Source organism: Pantoea sp. S61 (assembly GCF_016625145.1).
In the GTDB taxonomy this organism is placed as follows: domain Bacteria; phylum Pseudomonadota; class Gammaproteobacteria; order Enterobacterales; family Enterobacteriaceae; genus Pantoea; species Pantoea rwandensis_B.
Genome location: NZ_JACVUO010000038.1, coordinates 1 through 13,598 on the forward strand (window position 1 = coordinate 1; position 13,598 = coordinate 13,598).

The window sequence follows — 13,598 nt, forward strand, 5'->3', positions numbered from 1 at the left end:
AGCAGTTCAGCAGTTCAGCAGTTCAGCAGTTCAGCAGTTCAGCAGTTCAGCATCGCTTAACAGCACTCAGCTAGCACCGTTTTTCATCACCTCAACTGCCCGGGCAATTTCCGGTGCCAGCCAGCGGTCTTCCTGCCAGTTCGCCACCACTGCCCGCAAACGGCGCAACGCCTGTTTCGTACCTTCCGCCAACTCCGCCTCGCCATGAAAATCCAGCGCCTGCGCAGCCAGCAAATACTCAATCGCCAGAATCTGCCATACGTTCCCTACCAGTTTCAGCAACTTAAGCGCGGCCCCGGTACCCAGGCTAAGATGATCTTCCTGCAAACCCGAGGTCACGTAATTATCCAGCACCGCCGGTTGTGCCAGCTGACGGTTCTCTGCGCACAACGATGCCGCCACATACTGGGCAATCATCATGCCGGAATTCACGCCCGGCTGCGCCACCAGAAACGCAGGTAAACCACTGACCAGTGGATTCACTAAACGATCCAGGCGCCGCTCAGCAATACTGCCAATTTCCGCCATGGCAATGGCCAAAACATCAGCCGCCATCGCTACCGATTCACCATGCGGATTGGCCTGCGACACCACACGCCAGTTATCCACGGTGCCCAATACCAAAGGATTATCGGTACAGGCATTCAACTCGGTATTCACCTGTCGCGCGGCGTGATCAAACTGATCGCGGCTGGCACCGTGCACCTGCGGCATCGAGCGTAAACTCAACGCATCCTGCGTGCGCACGCCCACGCTTTTTGCCAGCAGCGGGCTATCGCTCAGCAACTGACGCAAACGCAGGCCACTCTCCTGCATGCCAGGACTGGCTTTCAGCGCAATCACTTCTGCATCAAATGCCACTAACTGGCCACGCAGCGCCTCAAAACTCATCGCGCCGGTCACTTCAGCCCAATCCAACAGCCGCGCCGCATCATCCAGTGCCAGGCAAGACAACCCGGTCATGCACGGCGTACCGTTCACCAGGCTCAAGCCCTCTTTGGCACCGGGTCGATAAGGTGTTAACCCAGCCTGCGTCAGCGCTTGCCCGGCAGGCACGATCTGTTGCTGATACTCAACATCGCCCACGCCAATCAGCGCGAGCCCAATATGCGCCATATGGCTGAGGTAACCCACAGAACCTTGCGACGGCACCTGCGGCGTAATCTGATGATTCAGCAGCGCCAGCAAATGCTGCACCAGCGCCACCGACACGCCCGATTTACCGTGGCTGTAGTTCGCAATCGCCGCACACAGGATGGCGCGTACCTGTTCACGCGCCAGCAGTGGGCCCACGCCACAAGCGTGACTCAACAGCGTATTGCGCGACAGCTGACTCAGCTGTTCTTCCGGCAAGGTAATATTGCACAGCGCCCCCAATCCGGTATTGATGCCATAAGCGATATGACCGCTGGCCACAATCTGCTCGACGATCTCACGGCCCAGAGCAATACGCTGCCAGGCACTGGCGCTTAACGTCAGTTCGGCATTGTGCCGCGCCACCTGCACCACATCCTGCCAGGAAAGCGTTTCATCGCCCCACACTAACGTCATGCTGGTTGCTCCGTGTGATGGCTCTGATGGCTGGAGATAAACTGCTTAAAGCGCTGCGAGCCCTGTGCGCCAAACATCTCTTCCGGCGTCCCCTGACAATCAATGGTCCCCTGATGCATAAACACCACGCGGTTGGAAACATTACGCGCAAAGCCCATTTCGTGGGTCACCACCAGCATGGTGCGCCCCTCTTCCGCCAGGCTGCGCATCACTTTCAATACTTCGCCCACCAACTCCGGATCGAGCGCCGAAGTTGGCTCATCAAACAGCATCACTTCCGGATCCATTGCCAGTGCACGGGCAATCGCCACTCGCTGCTGCTGGCCGCCGGAAAGCTGCGCCGGGTAGAAATCTTTGCGGTTCAACAGGCCAACGCGATCCAGCAACTGCTCCGCCTGGGCAATGCAGCTTTTCTTATCGCGCTTCAGAACATAGTGCGGCCCTTCAATCACGTTTTGCAGCACCGTCATATGCGACCACAGGTTAAAACTCTGGAACACCATGCCCAGACGCGAGCGCAAACGCTCAATCTGTTTTGGGTTGGCCGCCAGCTGATGGCCATGCGCATGGCGCTTCATCTCAATCGTTTCACCACCGACGCTCACCACGCCAGCATCCGGCGTTTCCAGCAGATTGATGCAGCGCAATAAGGTACTTTTACCCGAGCCGCTGGCACCGAGAATCGAGATGACATCGCCCTGGTGCGCCTGCAGCGAAATGCCTTTCAGTACTTCCATCGCGCCAAAGGATTTATGAATATCGGTGGCGCTTAAGGTTATGGGGGACGTGGATTGCATATCACTCTCCGGCAAGCGGTTTAACGACGGGTAACGGCTTTTTTTCAACGCGATGCACCGGGGTTAAACGGCGTTCTAACAACGCGTAAAGCTGGACGATAATGAAGTTCAGAATCAGATAAATGGCGGCGGCGCAGATAAACACTTCCATGGTGCGATAGGTACGCTGAATGATCTGCTGCGCCACACCAGTGACATCCCATACGGTGACCAGGCTGGCCAGCGCCGTGGACTTCACCAGCAAAATCGCTTCGGTGGAATAAGCCGGCAGAGCATAACGCAGCATGATGGGCGCGATGATGCGACGCAGTAGCAGCCAGCGCGACATGCCGCAGGCCAGCCCGGCTTCCACCTGGCCGGGCGGCACCGCCAGCAAAGCACCACGTAAGATCTCCGCAGTATAAGCCGCCGTACACAGCGACAGTGCCAGCACGGCGCAGGTAAACGGCTCGCGCAGGAATGGCCAGACAAAGCTATGGCGGATCACCCCAAACTGGCCCAATCCGTAATAGATCAAGAACAGTTGAATCAGCAGCGGTGAGCCGCGAAACACCAGAATGTAGCCGCGCGCAAAGCCGCTCAGCACCCGCCAGCGACTCATGCGCAGTGACAGAATCCCGATGGCGAGAATGCCACCACAGAGAAATGCACTGATAAATAGCCCCAGCGTTACCGGCAGCGCTGCGCTTAGCTTGAGGAAAGTGTCAGTCAGAAAGGCGAAATCAATCATACTGCTGCTCCTTAGTGCTGTGCCGCAGTGCGACTTTGCCATGCGCGTCCGAGGCGGGATTCTGCCCGACGGAATGCATGATTAGACAGCAGCGTCAGCACCAGATAGCAGCCACCGCCAATCAGATAGAAGGTGAAGTAATCGCGCGTGGAACCCGCCGCCACCTGGCTGGCGCGCATCAGCTCAACGATGCCAGTCACCGACACCAGCGCCGAATCTTTCAGGCTCATCTGCCAGACATTCGACATGCCCGGCAGCGCATAGCGCACAATCTGCGGCAGCAAAATGCGCTGTGCGATGCGCCAGCGCGGCATGCCAATCGCCACTGCGGCTTCCACTTCGCCCTTCGCCAGCGCCAGACGTGCCGCACGATACACTTCACCTTGATAGGATCCCGAGATGAGCCCGATTGCCAGTGCACCAATCAGGAACGGTGGCGCTTCGATAAAGCCATCCGCACCGAACATCTGCCCAACGAGGGTAATCAGGCCCGATCCGCCAAAATAGAACAGGTAGATCACCAGCAGTTCCGGGATGCCGCGAAACACCGTGGAATAGGCTTCACCCAACCAGCGAACCCAGCGCTGTGGCGACAGTTTCGCTGCCGCCACGCCAGAACCGACCACTGCGCCAATCATCAGCGCCGCCAGCGACAGCAGCAGCGTGGTGAAGGCAGCCCCCAAAATCAGGCGGCCCCAGCCATCAGCACCAAAACTCAGCAGGCTCATCATCTTTCACCTCACTTACGGGGTTACGTCAGTTTTAAACCACTTCTCACTCAGCTTTTTCACGGTGCCATCGGCCAGTGCGCCTTTAATGGCCTCGTCGAGTTTGGCCTTCAGATCGTTGTCAGCCATGCGCACGCCCATCGCCTCGCCCTCACCCCAGATCGGGCCACCCAACTGCGGGCCGCTGAAGGTCAGGTTGCTGTTCTCTTTGCGCGCCAGCATCGATTGGGCGAAGGTCACATCGTCGAATACCGCATCAATACGCCCCGCCTGAAGATCGAGAATCGCATCTGCTGAGGAAGTGTATTCACGCACGTCAGCGACATCTTTGAAGTACTTATCAATAAATGGCGTGTAAACCGTGCCGGACGCGATGCCAATGGTTTTGCCTTTTAACGCCGCTTTCAGAGGGGCAATCGCCGTGTTGATCTCCTTCTCATCATCATGCAGCTTGATGATGTTGTGATCGGCAGGCATCAGCGGACTGTCTTTGGTGGTGATAAAAGTGGCCGGTGTGGACGCGTAAGGCACGGTGAAATTGACCACTTTTTTGCGGTCCGGCGTAATGACAATCGCATCCATGATCACGTCATATTTGCCAGCATTCAGTCCGGCGATCATGCCGTCCCAGTTTTGCACCACCAGCTTGCACTGGATGCCCATGCGCTTACACAGGTCTTCCATCAGTTCAGGTTCAAAGCCACCTAACTTGCCGCCCGGCAGCGTCAGGTTCCAGGGTTCATAACTGCCTTCGGTAGCGATGGTGATCGATTTCCACTCTTTCGCCTGCACAGCCATCCCGCTGATCATCAGGCTGGCAAACAGGGTCGTGAGGCAAAAACGGCGAATCGGGGCGCGGTGCGTCATGCGGCTTCTCCTGGTCATTAATCGAATTGGCTGTCTCTGTTGGCTGATACAGCGCAGATGACATTTCATGTATATACAAGTTAGCTTGCGGCAGATCATTGTCGGCATAAGCTTTTTGTGAGCCAGCCAGAATAAAAAGTGATAATTACCACGTGGTCTTTACTTGTACATACAACCTAGCAAGCGGTGTGCCAGGTCGGCAGAAGCGGTAGAATCAGGGAATGGTTACGATGTGGACGTATGGGTGCACATTTTTGGGGCGCGATTGCACTGTTATGGGGATGTCAGGGTTTAGATGGAAGCGAGATGGGTATGGCGCGTGACATGAGTTTGCACTGTAACACCGATCAAAAACTGCCACCCTTCGAAGGTGGCAGCCTGATGCAAATTAGCCCTGGCAAGCATGACGTCTTGCCCTACGACTCAGGCGATTAACGCAACTTTCCGGCCTGTAAAAACGCCTGCATCATTGGTTTTAACACTTTCTGCAGCTGCGCGGCGCGATCCTGCTGCCAGGCAAACGGCGGCGTTTCATCCATATAATTCAGTTGCGCCAGTTCGAGCTGTACGGCCTGTACACCCTGCTGCGGCTGACCGTAGGCACGCGTGATATAGCCGCCTTTGAAACGTCCGTTGACGACCCAGCTGTAATCGCTTTGCGCGGCACAGACATCCTTGATCGCTTCGATCACCGCGCCAGAGCAACTCTCACCGCTGTTGGTGCCAATGTTGATATCCGGCAACTGACCATCAAACAAGCGCGGAATCACTGAGGCAATGGAGTGGGCGTCAAACAGCAGCGCATAACCGTGTTCAGCTTTCAGTCGCGCCAGCTCTTGCTGGATCTGCTGGTGATACGGCTGCCAGATATTATCGAGATAACCCTGACGCGCGGCGGCACTGGGCGTTTTCCCCTCAGCGAAGGTCGGCGTACCATCAAATAACGTCTCAGGATACAGCCCTGTCGTCGCGGTGGTGTACAGCGGCTGATTATCCGCCGGACGATTCAGGTCGATGACAAAACGTGAGTAGTGGCCAATCAGCAGGCTGGCCCCCAGATCACGCACAAAATCGTACAACAGCGGAATGTGCCAGTCGGTATCCGGCAGGCCGCGTGCCGCGTCGCTCAATCCGGCGTCCACTTCAGGCGTTAACTGGGTACCCGCATGCGGGATGCTGACCAGCAGCGGCAGCTTACCGGCGGTGAAATGAAAAGGTGTCATTGCGCTTCTCCACGATAGATAACCTGGCACGGCAACTCGCCGCCCAACCAGTAAACCAGTTCTGCCGGACGCGCCAGCGGCCAGTGCACAAAGTTTGCCACCTTGCCGGCCTCGAGCGAACCGTGCGAGTGCTGTAATCCCAACGCTTTAGCGCCCCATAAGGTCACGCCTGCCAGCGCCTCTTCCGGCGTCATGCCAAACAGCGTGCAGCCCATATTCAACATCAGACGCAGCGACAGCGCCGGTGAAGTTCCCGGATTCGCATCGCTGGCCAGCGCCATGGGCACGCCGTGTTTGCGGAACAGATCCACGGGCGGGCGTTGCGTTTCTCGCAGCAGATAGAACGCGCCCGGCAGCAACACTGCGACGGTGCCGTGCTGTGCCATCGCCTTCGCATCAGCTTCAGTGGCGTATTCAAGATGATCGGCTGACAAGGCGCCGTATTCAGCCGCCAGCGTGGCGCCGCCCAACGCAGAAAGCTGCTCGGCGTGCAATTTAATCGGCATTCCCAGCGCTTTGGCTTTATCAAACACCGCGCTAACCTGCTCAGGGGAAAAGGCCAGATGTTCGCAGAAGGCATCGACCGCATCCGCCAGACCTTCCGCCTTCACCTGCGGTAGCAAGCGATTACAGATGATATCGATCCAGCCCTGTGGATTTTCCTTAAATTCCGGCGGGAAACCGTGCGCGGCCAGACAGGTCGCCAGCACATCGGCGGGTACCGTTTCTGCCAGCTCGCGGATGGCGCGCAGCATGGTCAGCTCGCTGGTTTCATCGAGGCCATAACCCGATTTAATCTCCACTGTAGTGACGCCTTCTGCCAGCAATCGATCCAGACGCCAGCGCGCGCTTGCCACCAACTCCTGCTGCGATGCCGCGCGCGTAGCACGTACCGTGGAGAGAATACCGCCGCCCTGCGCCGCAATCTCAGCATAGCTGACGCCGTTCAGACGTTGCTCAAACTCCTGGCTACGGTCGCCGCCAAACACCAGATGCGTATGGCAATCGACCAGACCCGGCGTGATGATGCCACCGTCAAATTGCTGCTGCGAACGCGGAGCAAAATTTGGCAGTTCGCTGCGCGGCCCTACCCAAATCAGTTCACCGTTATCCACCGCCAGCGCACCGTCGGCAATCAGGTTATAGTGCCCGTCTCGCATGGTGACGATATCGGCCCCCAGCCACAGGCTGTCGATCTGCTTCGCTTCTGCCATCCCACTCCCCTTCACGTCTGACGATTTACAGTGCGTCTCAAAGTATGTATATGTATATACAACTTTCCGCCCTTAAGGATCAACCATGGCCGTTTTTTTTGCCCCACGCGCGCTGCTGGCCGACGGCTGGCATGAAGACGTATTGATTACCACTGACGCATCCGGACAGATCGCAGAACTCACCCCCAATAGCATGCCAGGTAACGCCACTCGCCTTGCTGGCCCGGTTATTCCTGCTATCGCCAACCTGCACTCACACGCCTTCCAGCGTGCCATGGCCGGGCTGGCAGAAGTGGCGGGCGATCCGCAGGACAGTTTCTGGACGTGGCGCGATCTGATGTATCGCATGGTGCAGCGCCTGTCGCCGGAGCAGGTCGGCGATATCGCCACCCATCTCTACATCGACATGCTAAAAGGCGGCTACAGCCAGGTGGCGGAATTCCACTACTTGCATCACGATGCGCAGGGCAAACCCTATGCCGATGACGCGATGCTGCTCAACCTGATGGCCGCCGCCGAGACCGCTGGTATTGGCCAGACGTTGCTGCCGGTGCTTTACAGCTACAGCGGATTTGGATCGCAACCCGCCAGCGATGGCCAGCGCCGTTTCATCCAGCAGACCGATGCTTATCTGCAACAACAGCAACGCGCAGCGCAATGGAGCGCCAATAAACCGCTGCTTAATCATGGCATCTGTTTCCACTCGCTGCGCGCGGTGAATGAAACCCAGATGCGTGAAGTACTGGCCGCCAGCGCTGCTGATGTGCCGGTGCATATCCATGTGGCGGAGCAGGAAAAAGAGGTGAATGACAGTCTGGCGTGGAGCGGTGAACGTCCGGTGGCCTGGCTCTACAATCGCTTCGAGGTGGATCAGCGCTGGTGCCTGATTCATGCCACCCATCTGGACGACAGCGAAATCCAACGCATGGCTGCCAGCAGTGCGATTGCCGGTCTCTGTCCGACTACCGAAGCCAATCTTGGCGACGGCATCTTCCCGGCGGTGGAATACATCGCACGCGGTGGGCGCTGGGGCATTGGCTCGGACAGCCATGTGTCGCTCAGTGCGCTGGAAGAACTGCGCTGGCTGGAGTACGGTCAGCGCCTGCGCGATCGCCGTCGCAATCGTATCACCCTGCCCCAACAGCCTTCAGTGGGCGATCTGCTGTGGCAGCAGGCGGCACAAGGCGGTGCACAGGCGTGCGCGATCAACACAGGTGAACTGGCCGTGGGTAAACGCGCCGACTGGCTGGTGCTGGAAAACGATGCCTTCCTGGGCAGCGTGAGTTCAGCGTCACTTCTTAACCGCTGGCTGTTTGGCGGTAGCCAAAGCCAGATCCGCGATGTGTTTGTCGCCGGTAATCAGGTCATCAGCGAGGGCCATCATCAGGCAGAAGAAGCTGCTGCAGCACGCTTTGCCGAGGCGATGAGGGCGCTGCAATGAGAACACGCTTTGACTACAGCCAGCTGCCCGTGAGCCGCTGGCGCAACGGCGGCGGCGAAACGCGTGAAATCGTCAGCTTTCCGCCCGGTGAGGCAGAGTTTGGCTGGCGCGCCAGTATTGCCACCATCGGTGCCGACGGACCTTTCTCGCCGTTCCCCGGTATCGATCGTGTGATTACGCTGCTGAATGGCGACAGCGTGGTACTTCGCAGTGATAGCGTCAAGCACGCGTTGTTGCCGCATCAGCCGTGGGCATTTCCCGGTGAATGGTCGATCGATGCGCAGATCAGTGGCAGCTGTCAGGATTTCAATATCATGACCCGCCGTGACAGTTGGCAGGCTCAGGTGGAGGTTGTGCAACACGCTGTTGCCAGCGAACACGGTGTCGCGTGGGTGCTATCGGGTGAATGGCAGAGTGCGGACGGCGAAAGCATCACGGTTAATCAGGGAATGTGGTGGCTGGATGAAGAGACGCAGCTGGCACCGCGAACCTCGGATGCCAGCCTGCTGTTTGTGGCGCTTAGCCGTGTCCTCTGAAACGCCCCAGTAACTTATAGCGCGAGCCGGGATAGAGCAGGCGCGCGTAAGTCACAATCTTGTTGTCGCTCCAGGTCTGACGACGAATCAGCAAGCAAGGCTCATGCTCATCCAGCGCCAGATGTTTACGCTGGCGCAGATCGGGCAGGACCGCTTCCACAATATGCTCACCGGCAGTCAACGGCGCCACGCGCATCAAATAGGTGTAGGGCGTCAGTTGATGATAATCCTGGCTGAGGTAATCCGGTGCCACCAGCGGGTTAACCAGACGATCTTCCAGTTGCACTGGCATATCGTTTTCGTAATGCACAATCAACGAATGATACAGCGTCTGTCCGGTGGACAAGCCCAACACAGCGGCTTGTTCTGGATCGGCCTTCATCTGCCCAATCGACAAAATTTTGCAGCTGTGGCGATGACCGCGCTGAGCAATCTCATCGGCGATGTTATGCACTTCCAGCATCGCGGTGTAGCCCTTCATCTCCGCGACAAAGGTGCCGACGCCTTGCATGCGAACCAAAAAACCTTCGCTGGTGAGTTCACGCAGCGCACGGTTAATGGTCATGCGGCTCACGCCCAGCTCGTTAACCAGCTCACTTTCGGACGGTACGCGCTGATTCGCTTTCCAGTGACCTTCACGGATCTGGCTGACGATCGCCTGTTTCACGCGCTGATAAATCGGTGCTGGCTCATCGCCCATCGCTGCGGCCAGCTGCGCTATTGCCGTTTGCTCCGCCATATCCTGTTCCTTTTCCGAATAATGCCCAAAGTTTACTGTCTCAGCACGTAAATGTATATACATCCAATTGTGCAGACAGCGCGTCAACAGTGCAGCGTTCTCCCTGTTTCGGTGCAATGCCGCTGCGGCTGAATGACACATTCCGCATTGCGGCGCATTTCACAGAATCCAATCAATCTGGCACAGCCCTTGCTACTTGTATAGACAAGATTAGACACTTATGCTTCACTCAGCTCATTCAATGGTGCTACCCCTTGCCAGATCGTCAACTCAGGGCGTGCAGGTAGCACCTGATCACTTGTATAGACAGGAGTAGACTATGTCAGGTTCGGTTCAGGAAATTCGCCTCGTTCCCGGTGAAGTGGACCTCGCGACCTTGCGGGCGATTTATCAAAGCAAGGTGACGCTCACGTTAGCGGATGACGCCCGTGCGGCCATCGATCGCGCGAATGAAACCGTCGATGCCATCGTGGCATCAGGCAAAGTGGTGTACGGCATCAATACCGGCTTCGGCAAACTGGCCCAGACACAGATTCCTTCTGAACGTCTGGCAGAGTTGCAGCGCAATCTGGTGCTGTCGCATAGCGTGGGCTTGGGCAACTTACTGCCCGATAACGTTACGCGCTTAGTGGTCGCCACCAAAATCATCAGCCTGGCACGCGGTCACTCCGGCGTGCGTATCCAGTTAATTGAAGCCCTGCTGGCGCTGTTTAATGCCGGTGTCATGCCGTGTATCCCGGAAAAAGGTTCGGTTGGCGCATCGGGCGATTTGGCCCCGCTGGCCCATCTGTCTTTGATGTTGCTGGGCGAAGGCCAGGTGCGCGTCGGCGGAGAACTGATTCCTGCTACGGAAGGGCTGGCACGCGTTGGCCTGCAGCCGATTGTGCTGGGACCGAAAGAGGGTTTGGCACTGCTGAATGGCACTCAGGTCTCTAACGCGCTGGCACTGCGCGGCTTGTTTGAAGCCGAAAACCTGTTTGCCGCAGGCTTGATGGCGGGTGCATTGTCGCTGGAAGCGATCAAAGGCTCAGTAAAACCTTTCGATGCGCGTATTCATCAGGCGCGTGGTCAGCACGGGCAAATCGCGGTGGCCGCTGCGGTTTCTTCCTTATTGGAAGGCAGTGAAATCCTCAGCTCACATACGAATTGTGGTCGCGTGCAGGATCCCTACTCGATTCGCTGCGTACCGCAGGTTATGGGCGCGTGCTTAGACAATCTCAGCCATGCGTCGCGCGTACTGCAAATTGAAGCCAATGCGGCCTCCGATAATCCGCTGGTGTTCAGTGAAAGTGGTGATGTGATTTCAGGCGGTAACTTCCACGCGGAACCGGTGGCGTTTGCCGCCGATATCATCGCGCTGGCGATTGCCGAAATTGGAGCGATTTCCGAGCGCCGTATGGCACTGTTGCTGGATACCGGTCTCTCTGGCCTGCCGCCATTCCTGGTGCGCGATGGTGGAGTGAACTCTGGCTTTATGATTGCTCAGGTCACCGCTGCCGCACTGGCTTCTGAAAACAAATCGCTGGCGCATCCGGGCAGTGTAGATAGCCTGCCGACCTCCGCTAACCAGGAAGATCACGTATCGATGGCCACCTACGCCGCGCGTCGCCTTGGTGATATGTGCTTCAACACCGCTGCCGTGGTCGGCATTGAAGCCATGGCTGCGGCACAGGGCATCGACTTCCACCGCCCATTGCAAAGCTCGACTGCACTGGAACAAGAGATAGGGCGCATCCGCGAACACGTCGCCTTCCTCGATCAAGACCGTTTAATGGCGCCGGATATTGAATCCATGCGCCTGTGGGCCAGCCGTCACGCCTGGCCTGAATCCCTTACTGCGCTGCTGCCAAGCCAGCGTTCACCTTCCCTTTAAGGAATTGATGATGAGCGAAACTTTATCTCAGGCTGTTGCCCGCGAAATCCGTGCGCCGCGCGGTAATGAACTGCATTGTGCGAATTGGTTGATTGAAGCGGCTTACCGCATGATCCAGAACAACCTCGATCCTGATGTGGCTGAGCGCCCGGAAGATCTGGTGGTATACGGCGGTATCGGTAAAGCGGCACGCAACTGGGAGTGCTTTGAGCAGATTCTACGTTCACTGCGTGCGTTAAAGCCCGAAGAAACCTTGCTGATCCAGTCAGGCAAACCGGTGGGTGTGTTCCGTACCCATGCCGATGCACCACGCGTCTTGCTGGCTAACTCCAACCTGGTGCCGCACTGGGCTAACTGGGATCATTTCCACGAGCTGGATAAAGCCGGCCTGATGATGTACGGCCAGATGACCGCCGGTTCCTGGATCTACATCGGTGCGCAAGGCATCGTGCAGGGCACCTTTGAAACCTTCGCCGAAGCGGGTCGCCAGCATTATGACAGCGATTTGAGCGGCCGCTGGATCCTGACAGCAGGCCTGGGCGGCATGGGCGGCGCGCAACCACTGGCTGGCGTGCTGGCCGGTGCCAGCGTGTTAGCCATTGAGTGCCAGGAATCACGTATCGATTTCCGTCTGCGCACCCGTTACGTCGACCACAAAGCTTATACCTTAGACGAAGCGCTGGATCTGATTGAGAAAGCCACCAAAGCCAAACAGGCGATTTCTGTTGGTCTGCTGGGCAACGCCGCCGAAATCGTGCCGGAGTTGGTGAAGCGTGCCAAAGCGGGCGGCATGAAACCGGATATCGTCACCGATCAGACTTCCGCACACGATCCGATCAATGGCTATCTGCCAGTGGGTTGGGATCTGGATCGCTGGCAGGCCGAGCGCGTCAGCAATCCTAAAGCTGTTGAGAAAGCAGCACGTGCGTCGATGGCGGTGCATGTGCAGGCGATGCTCGACTTCCACCACATGGGCGTACCCACCGTGGATTACGGTAACAACATTCGTCAGGTGGCGCTGGATGAAGGGGTGAAAAACGCCTTTGATTTCCCAGGCTTCGTGCCCGCCTATATTCGCCCACTGTTCTGTGAAGGCAAAGGTCCCTTCCGCTGGGTGGCGCTGTCAGGCGATCCGGAAGACATCTACAAAACTGACGCCAAGCTGAAAGAACTGTTCCCGGAACACAAGAACCTGCATCGCTGGCTCGACATGGCGCAGGAACGTATTGCCTTCCAGGGGCTACCAGCGCGCATCTGCTGGTTGGGTCTGGGCGAGCGCCATAAAGCCGCGCTGGCATTCAACGAAATGGTGCGCAACGGTGAGCTGAAAGCGCCTATCGTCATCGGCCGTGACCACCTCGACTGTGGTTCCGTGGCGTCACCCAACCGTGAAACCGAAGCGATGAAAGACGGTTCGGATGCGGTGTCTGACTGGCCGCTGCTGAATGCCCTGCTGAACACCGCAGGCGGCGCGACCTGGGTGAGCCTGCATCACGGCGGCGGCGTTGGCATGGGCTTCTCGCAGCACTCCGGCGTGGTGATTGTCTGCGACGGCACCGCCGAAGCGGATGCGCGTCTCGGCCGCGTGCTGTGGAACGATCCGGCGACGGGCGTGATGCGTCACGCGGACGCGGGCTATGAACTGGCACAGAGCTGTGCCAAAGAGCATGGCTTGAATCTGCCGATGCAGAAGTAATTTGTCGTGATAACTGAAGTCGCCTTTCACCGGGCGACATTTTTTCGTCTTAGTTCAGCCGCCAAACTTTCTCTCTACTCTCTACTCTGTACTCTCTACTCTCTACTCGCCACTCTCTACTCTCTACTCTCTACTCTCTACTCTCTACTCTTTACTCTCTACTCTCTACTCTCTACTCTCTACTCTCTACTCTCTACTCTCTA

General features: G+C 57.5%; 13 protein-coding genes. 5 read left to right on the top strand and 8 right to left on the bottom strand.

Features of this window, described 5'->3' with window-relative positions; genetic code table 11:
* Positions 1-66: 66 nt before the first annotated feature.
* Genes hutH (IAE30_RS29340) through IAE30_RS29360 form a run of 5 tightly spaced genes read right to left on the bottom strand, consistent with a single transcriptional unit; the run spans position 67 to position 4,673 of the window.
* Positions 67-1,551 (bottom strand): histidine ammonia-lyase, encoded by a 1,485-nt coding sequence (gene hutH, locus IAE30_RS29340; RefSeq protein ID WP_200681598.1) that lies wholly within the window; start codon positions 1,549-1,551, stop codon positions 67-69.
* Positions 1,548-2,348 (bottom strand): ABC transporter ATP-binding protein, encoded by an 801-nt coding sequence (locus tag IAE30_RS29345; protein ID WP_200681599.1) that lies wholly within the window; start codon positions 2,346-2,348, stop codon positions 1,548-1,550. Before IAE30_RS29345 ends, hutH (IAE30_RS29340) begins: the two co-directional genes overlap by 4 nt.
* A 1-nt stretch (position 2,349) precedes the next feature.
* Positions 2,350-3,078: an ABC transporter permease gene (locus IAE30_RS29350; protein ID WP_038647966.1), complete on the bottom strand. Its 729-nt coding sequence runs from the start codon at positions 3,076-3,078 to the stop codon at positions 2,350-2,352.
* Positions 3,079-3,089: 11 nt separating this feature from the next.
* Positions 3,090-3,809 carry an ABC transporter permease gene (locus IAE30_RS29355; protein ID WP_034820926.1) on the bottom strand — a complete coding sequence of 240 codons (720 nt, stop codon included), beginning with the start codon at positions 3,807-3,809 and terminating at the stop codon, positions 3,090-3,092.
* A gap of 12 nt (positions 3,810-3,821) precedes the next feature.
* The gene (locus IAE30_RS29360; protein WP_038647969.1) at positions 3,822-4,673 is read right to left on the bottom strand and encodes a transporter substrate-binding domain-containing protein; all 852 of its coding nucleotides are present in this window, start codon (positions 4,671-4,673) and stop codon (positions 3,822-3,824) included.
* A gap of 240 nt (positions 4,674-4,913) precedes the next feature.
* Between IAE30_RS29360 and IAE30_RS29365 the strand changes: the two genes are divergently transcribed.
* A complete protein-coding gene (locus IAE30_RS29365; RefSeq protein WP_156102805.1) occupies positions 4,914-5,108 on the top strand; it encodes a hypothetical protein in 195 nt (64 codons plus the stop codon).
* Here IAE30_RS29365 and hutG read toward each other — a convergent pair.
* Both hutG and hutI read right to left on the bottom strand, forming a co-directional pair.
* Positions 5,105-5,896, bottom strand: coding sequence for an N-formylglutamate deformylase (gene hutG / locus IAE30_RS29370; RefSeq protein WP_200681600.1), 792 nt, complete (start codon positions 5,894-5,896; stop codon positions 5,105-5,107). The genes IAE30_RS29365 and hutG overlap by 4 nt on opposite strands.
* Positions 5,893-7,110 (bottom strand): imidazolonepropionase, encoded by a 1,218-nt coding sequence (hutI, locus tag IAE30_RS29375; protein WP_200681601.1) that lies wholly within the window; start codon positions 7,108-7,110, stop codon positions 5,893-5,895. Before hutI ends, hutG begins: the two co-directional genes overlap by 4 nt.
* An 85-nt stretch (positions 7,111-7,195) precedes the next feature.
* Between hutI and IAE30_RS29380 the strand changes: the two genes are divergently transcribed.
* Positions 7,196-8,551, top strand: coding sequence for a formimidoylglutamate deiminase (locus IAE30_RS29380; protein WP_200681602.1), 1,356 nt, complete (start codon positions 7,196-7,198; stop codon positions 8,549-8,551).
* Entirely contained in the window at positions 8,548-9,087 is a 540-nt protein-coding gene (locus tag IAE30_RS29385) for a HutD family protein (RefSeq protein ID WP_200539472.1), read from the top strand. Before IAE30_RS29380 ends, IAE30_RS29385 begins: the two co-directional genes overlap by 4 nt.
* Here the strand turns inward: IAE30_RS29385 and hutC are convergent.
* Positions 9,071-9,826 (bottom strand): histidine utilization repressor, encoded by a 756-nt coding sequence (hutC, locus tag IAE30_RS29390; RefSeq protein ID WP_034820947.1) that lies wholly within the window; start codon positions 9,824-9,826, stop codon positions 9,071-9,073. The genes IAE30_RS29385 and hutC overlap by 17 nt on opposite strands.
* Positions 9,827-10,145: 319 nt before the next feature.
* On the opposite strand from hutC, the gene hutH (IAE30_RS29395) reads away from it, so the two are divergent.
* Positions 10,146-11,699, top strand: coding sequence for a histidine ammonia-lyase (gene hutH / locus IAE30_RS29395; RefSeq protein ID WP_038647981.1), 1,554 nt, complete (start codon positions 10,146-10,148; stop codon positions 11,697-11,699).
* A 10-nt stretch (positions 11,700-11,709) separates the two neighbouring features.
* Positions 11,710-13,395 (top strand): urocanate hydratase, encoded by a 1,686-nt coding sequence (gene hutU, locus IAE30_RS29400; protein WP_045834192.1) that lies wholly within the window; start codon positions 11,710-11,712, stop codon positions 13,393-13,395.
* The last annotated feature ends 203 nt before the right edge of the window (positions 13,396-13,598 follow it).

What these genes read in the sequence shown, in the direction of transcription:
- hutH (WP_200681598.1), bottom strand. Translation starts at nt 1,551, where the DNA reads ATGACGTTAGTGTGGGGCGATGAAACGCTTTCCTGGCAGGATGTGGTG.
- IAE30_RS29345 (WP_200681599.1), bottom strand. Translation starts at nt 2,348, where the DNA reads ATGCAATCCACGTCCCCCATAACCTTAAGCGCCACCGATATTCATAAA.
- IAE30_RS29350 (WP_038647966.1), bottom strand. Translation starts at nt 3,078, where the DNA reads ATGATTGATTTCGCCTTTCTGACTGACACTTTCCTCAAGCTAAGCGCA.
- IAE30_RS29355 (WP_034820926.1), bottom strand. Translation starts at nt 3,809, where the DNA reads ATGATGAGCCTGCTGAGTTTTGGTGCTGATGGCTGGGGCCGCCTGATT.
- IAE30_RS29360 (WP_038647969.1), bottom strand. Translation starts at nt 4,673, where the DNA reads ATGACGCACCGCGCCCCGATTCGCCGTTTTTGCCTCACGACCCTGTTT.
- IAE30_RS29365 (WP_156102805.1), top strand. Translation starts at nt 4,914, where the DNA reads ATGGGTGCACATTTTTGGGGCGCGATTGCACTGTTATGGGGATGTCAG.
- hutG (WP_200681600.1), bottom strand. Translation starts at nt 5,896, where the DNA reads ATGACACCTTTTCATTTCACCGCCGGTAAGCTGCCGCTGCTGGTCAGC.
- hutI (WP_200681601.1), bottom strand. Translation starts at nt 7,110, where the DNA reads ATGGCAGAAGCGAAGCAGATCGACAGCCTGTGGCTGGGGGCCGATATC.
- IAE30_RS29380 (WP_200681602.1), top strand. Translation starts at nt 7,196, where the DNA reads ATGGCCGTTTTTTTTGCCCCACGCGCGCTGCTGGCCGACGGCTGGCAT.
- IAE30_RS29385 (WP_200539472.1), top strand. Translation starts at nt 8,548, where the DNA reads ATGAGAACACGCTTTGACTACAGCCAGCTGCCCGTGAGCCGCTGGCGC.
- hutC (WP_034820947.1), bottom strand. Translation starts at nt 9,826, where the DNA reads ATGGCGGAGCAAACGGCAATAGCGCAGCTGGCCGCAGCGATGGGCGAT.
- hutH (WP_038647981.1), top strand. Translation starts at nt 10,146, where the DNA reads ATGTCAGGTTCGGTTCAGGAAATTCGCCTCGTTCCCGGTGAAGTGGAC.
- hutU (WP_045834192.1), top strand. Translation starts at nt 11,710, where the DNA reads ATGAGCGAAACTTTATCTCAGGCTGTTGCCCGCGAAATCCGTGCGCCG.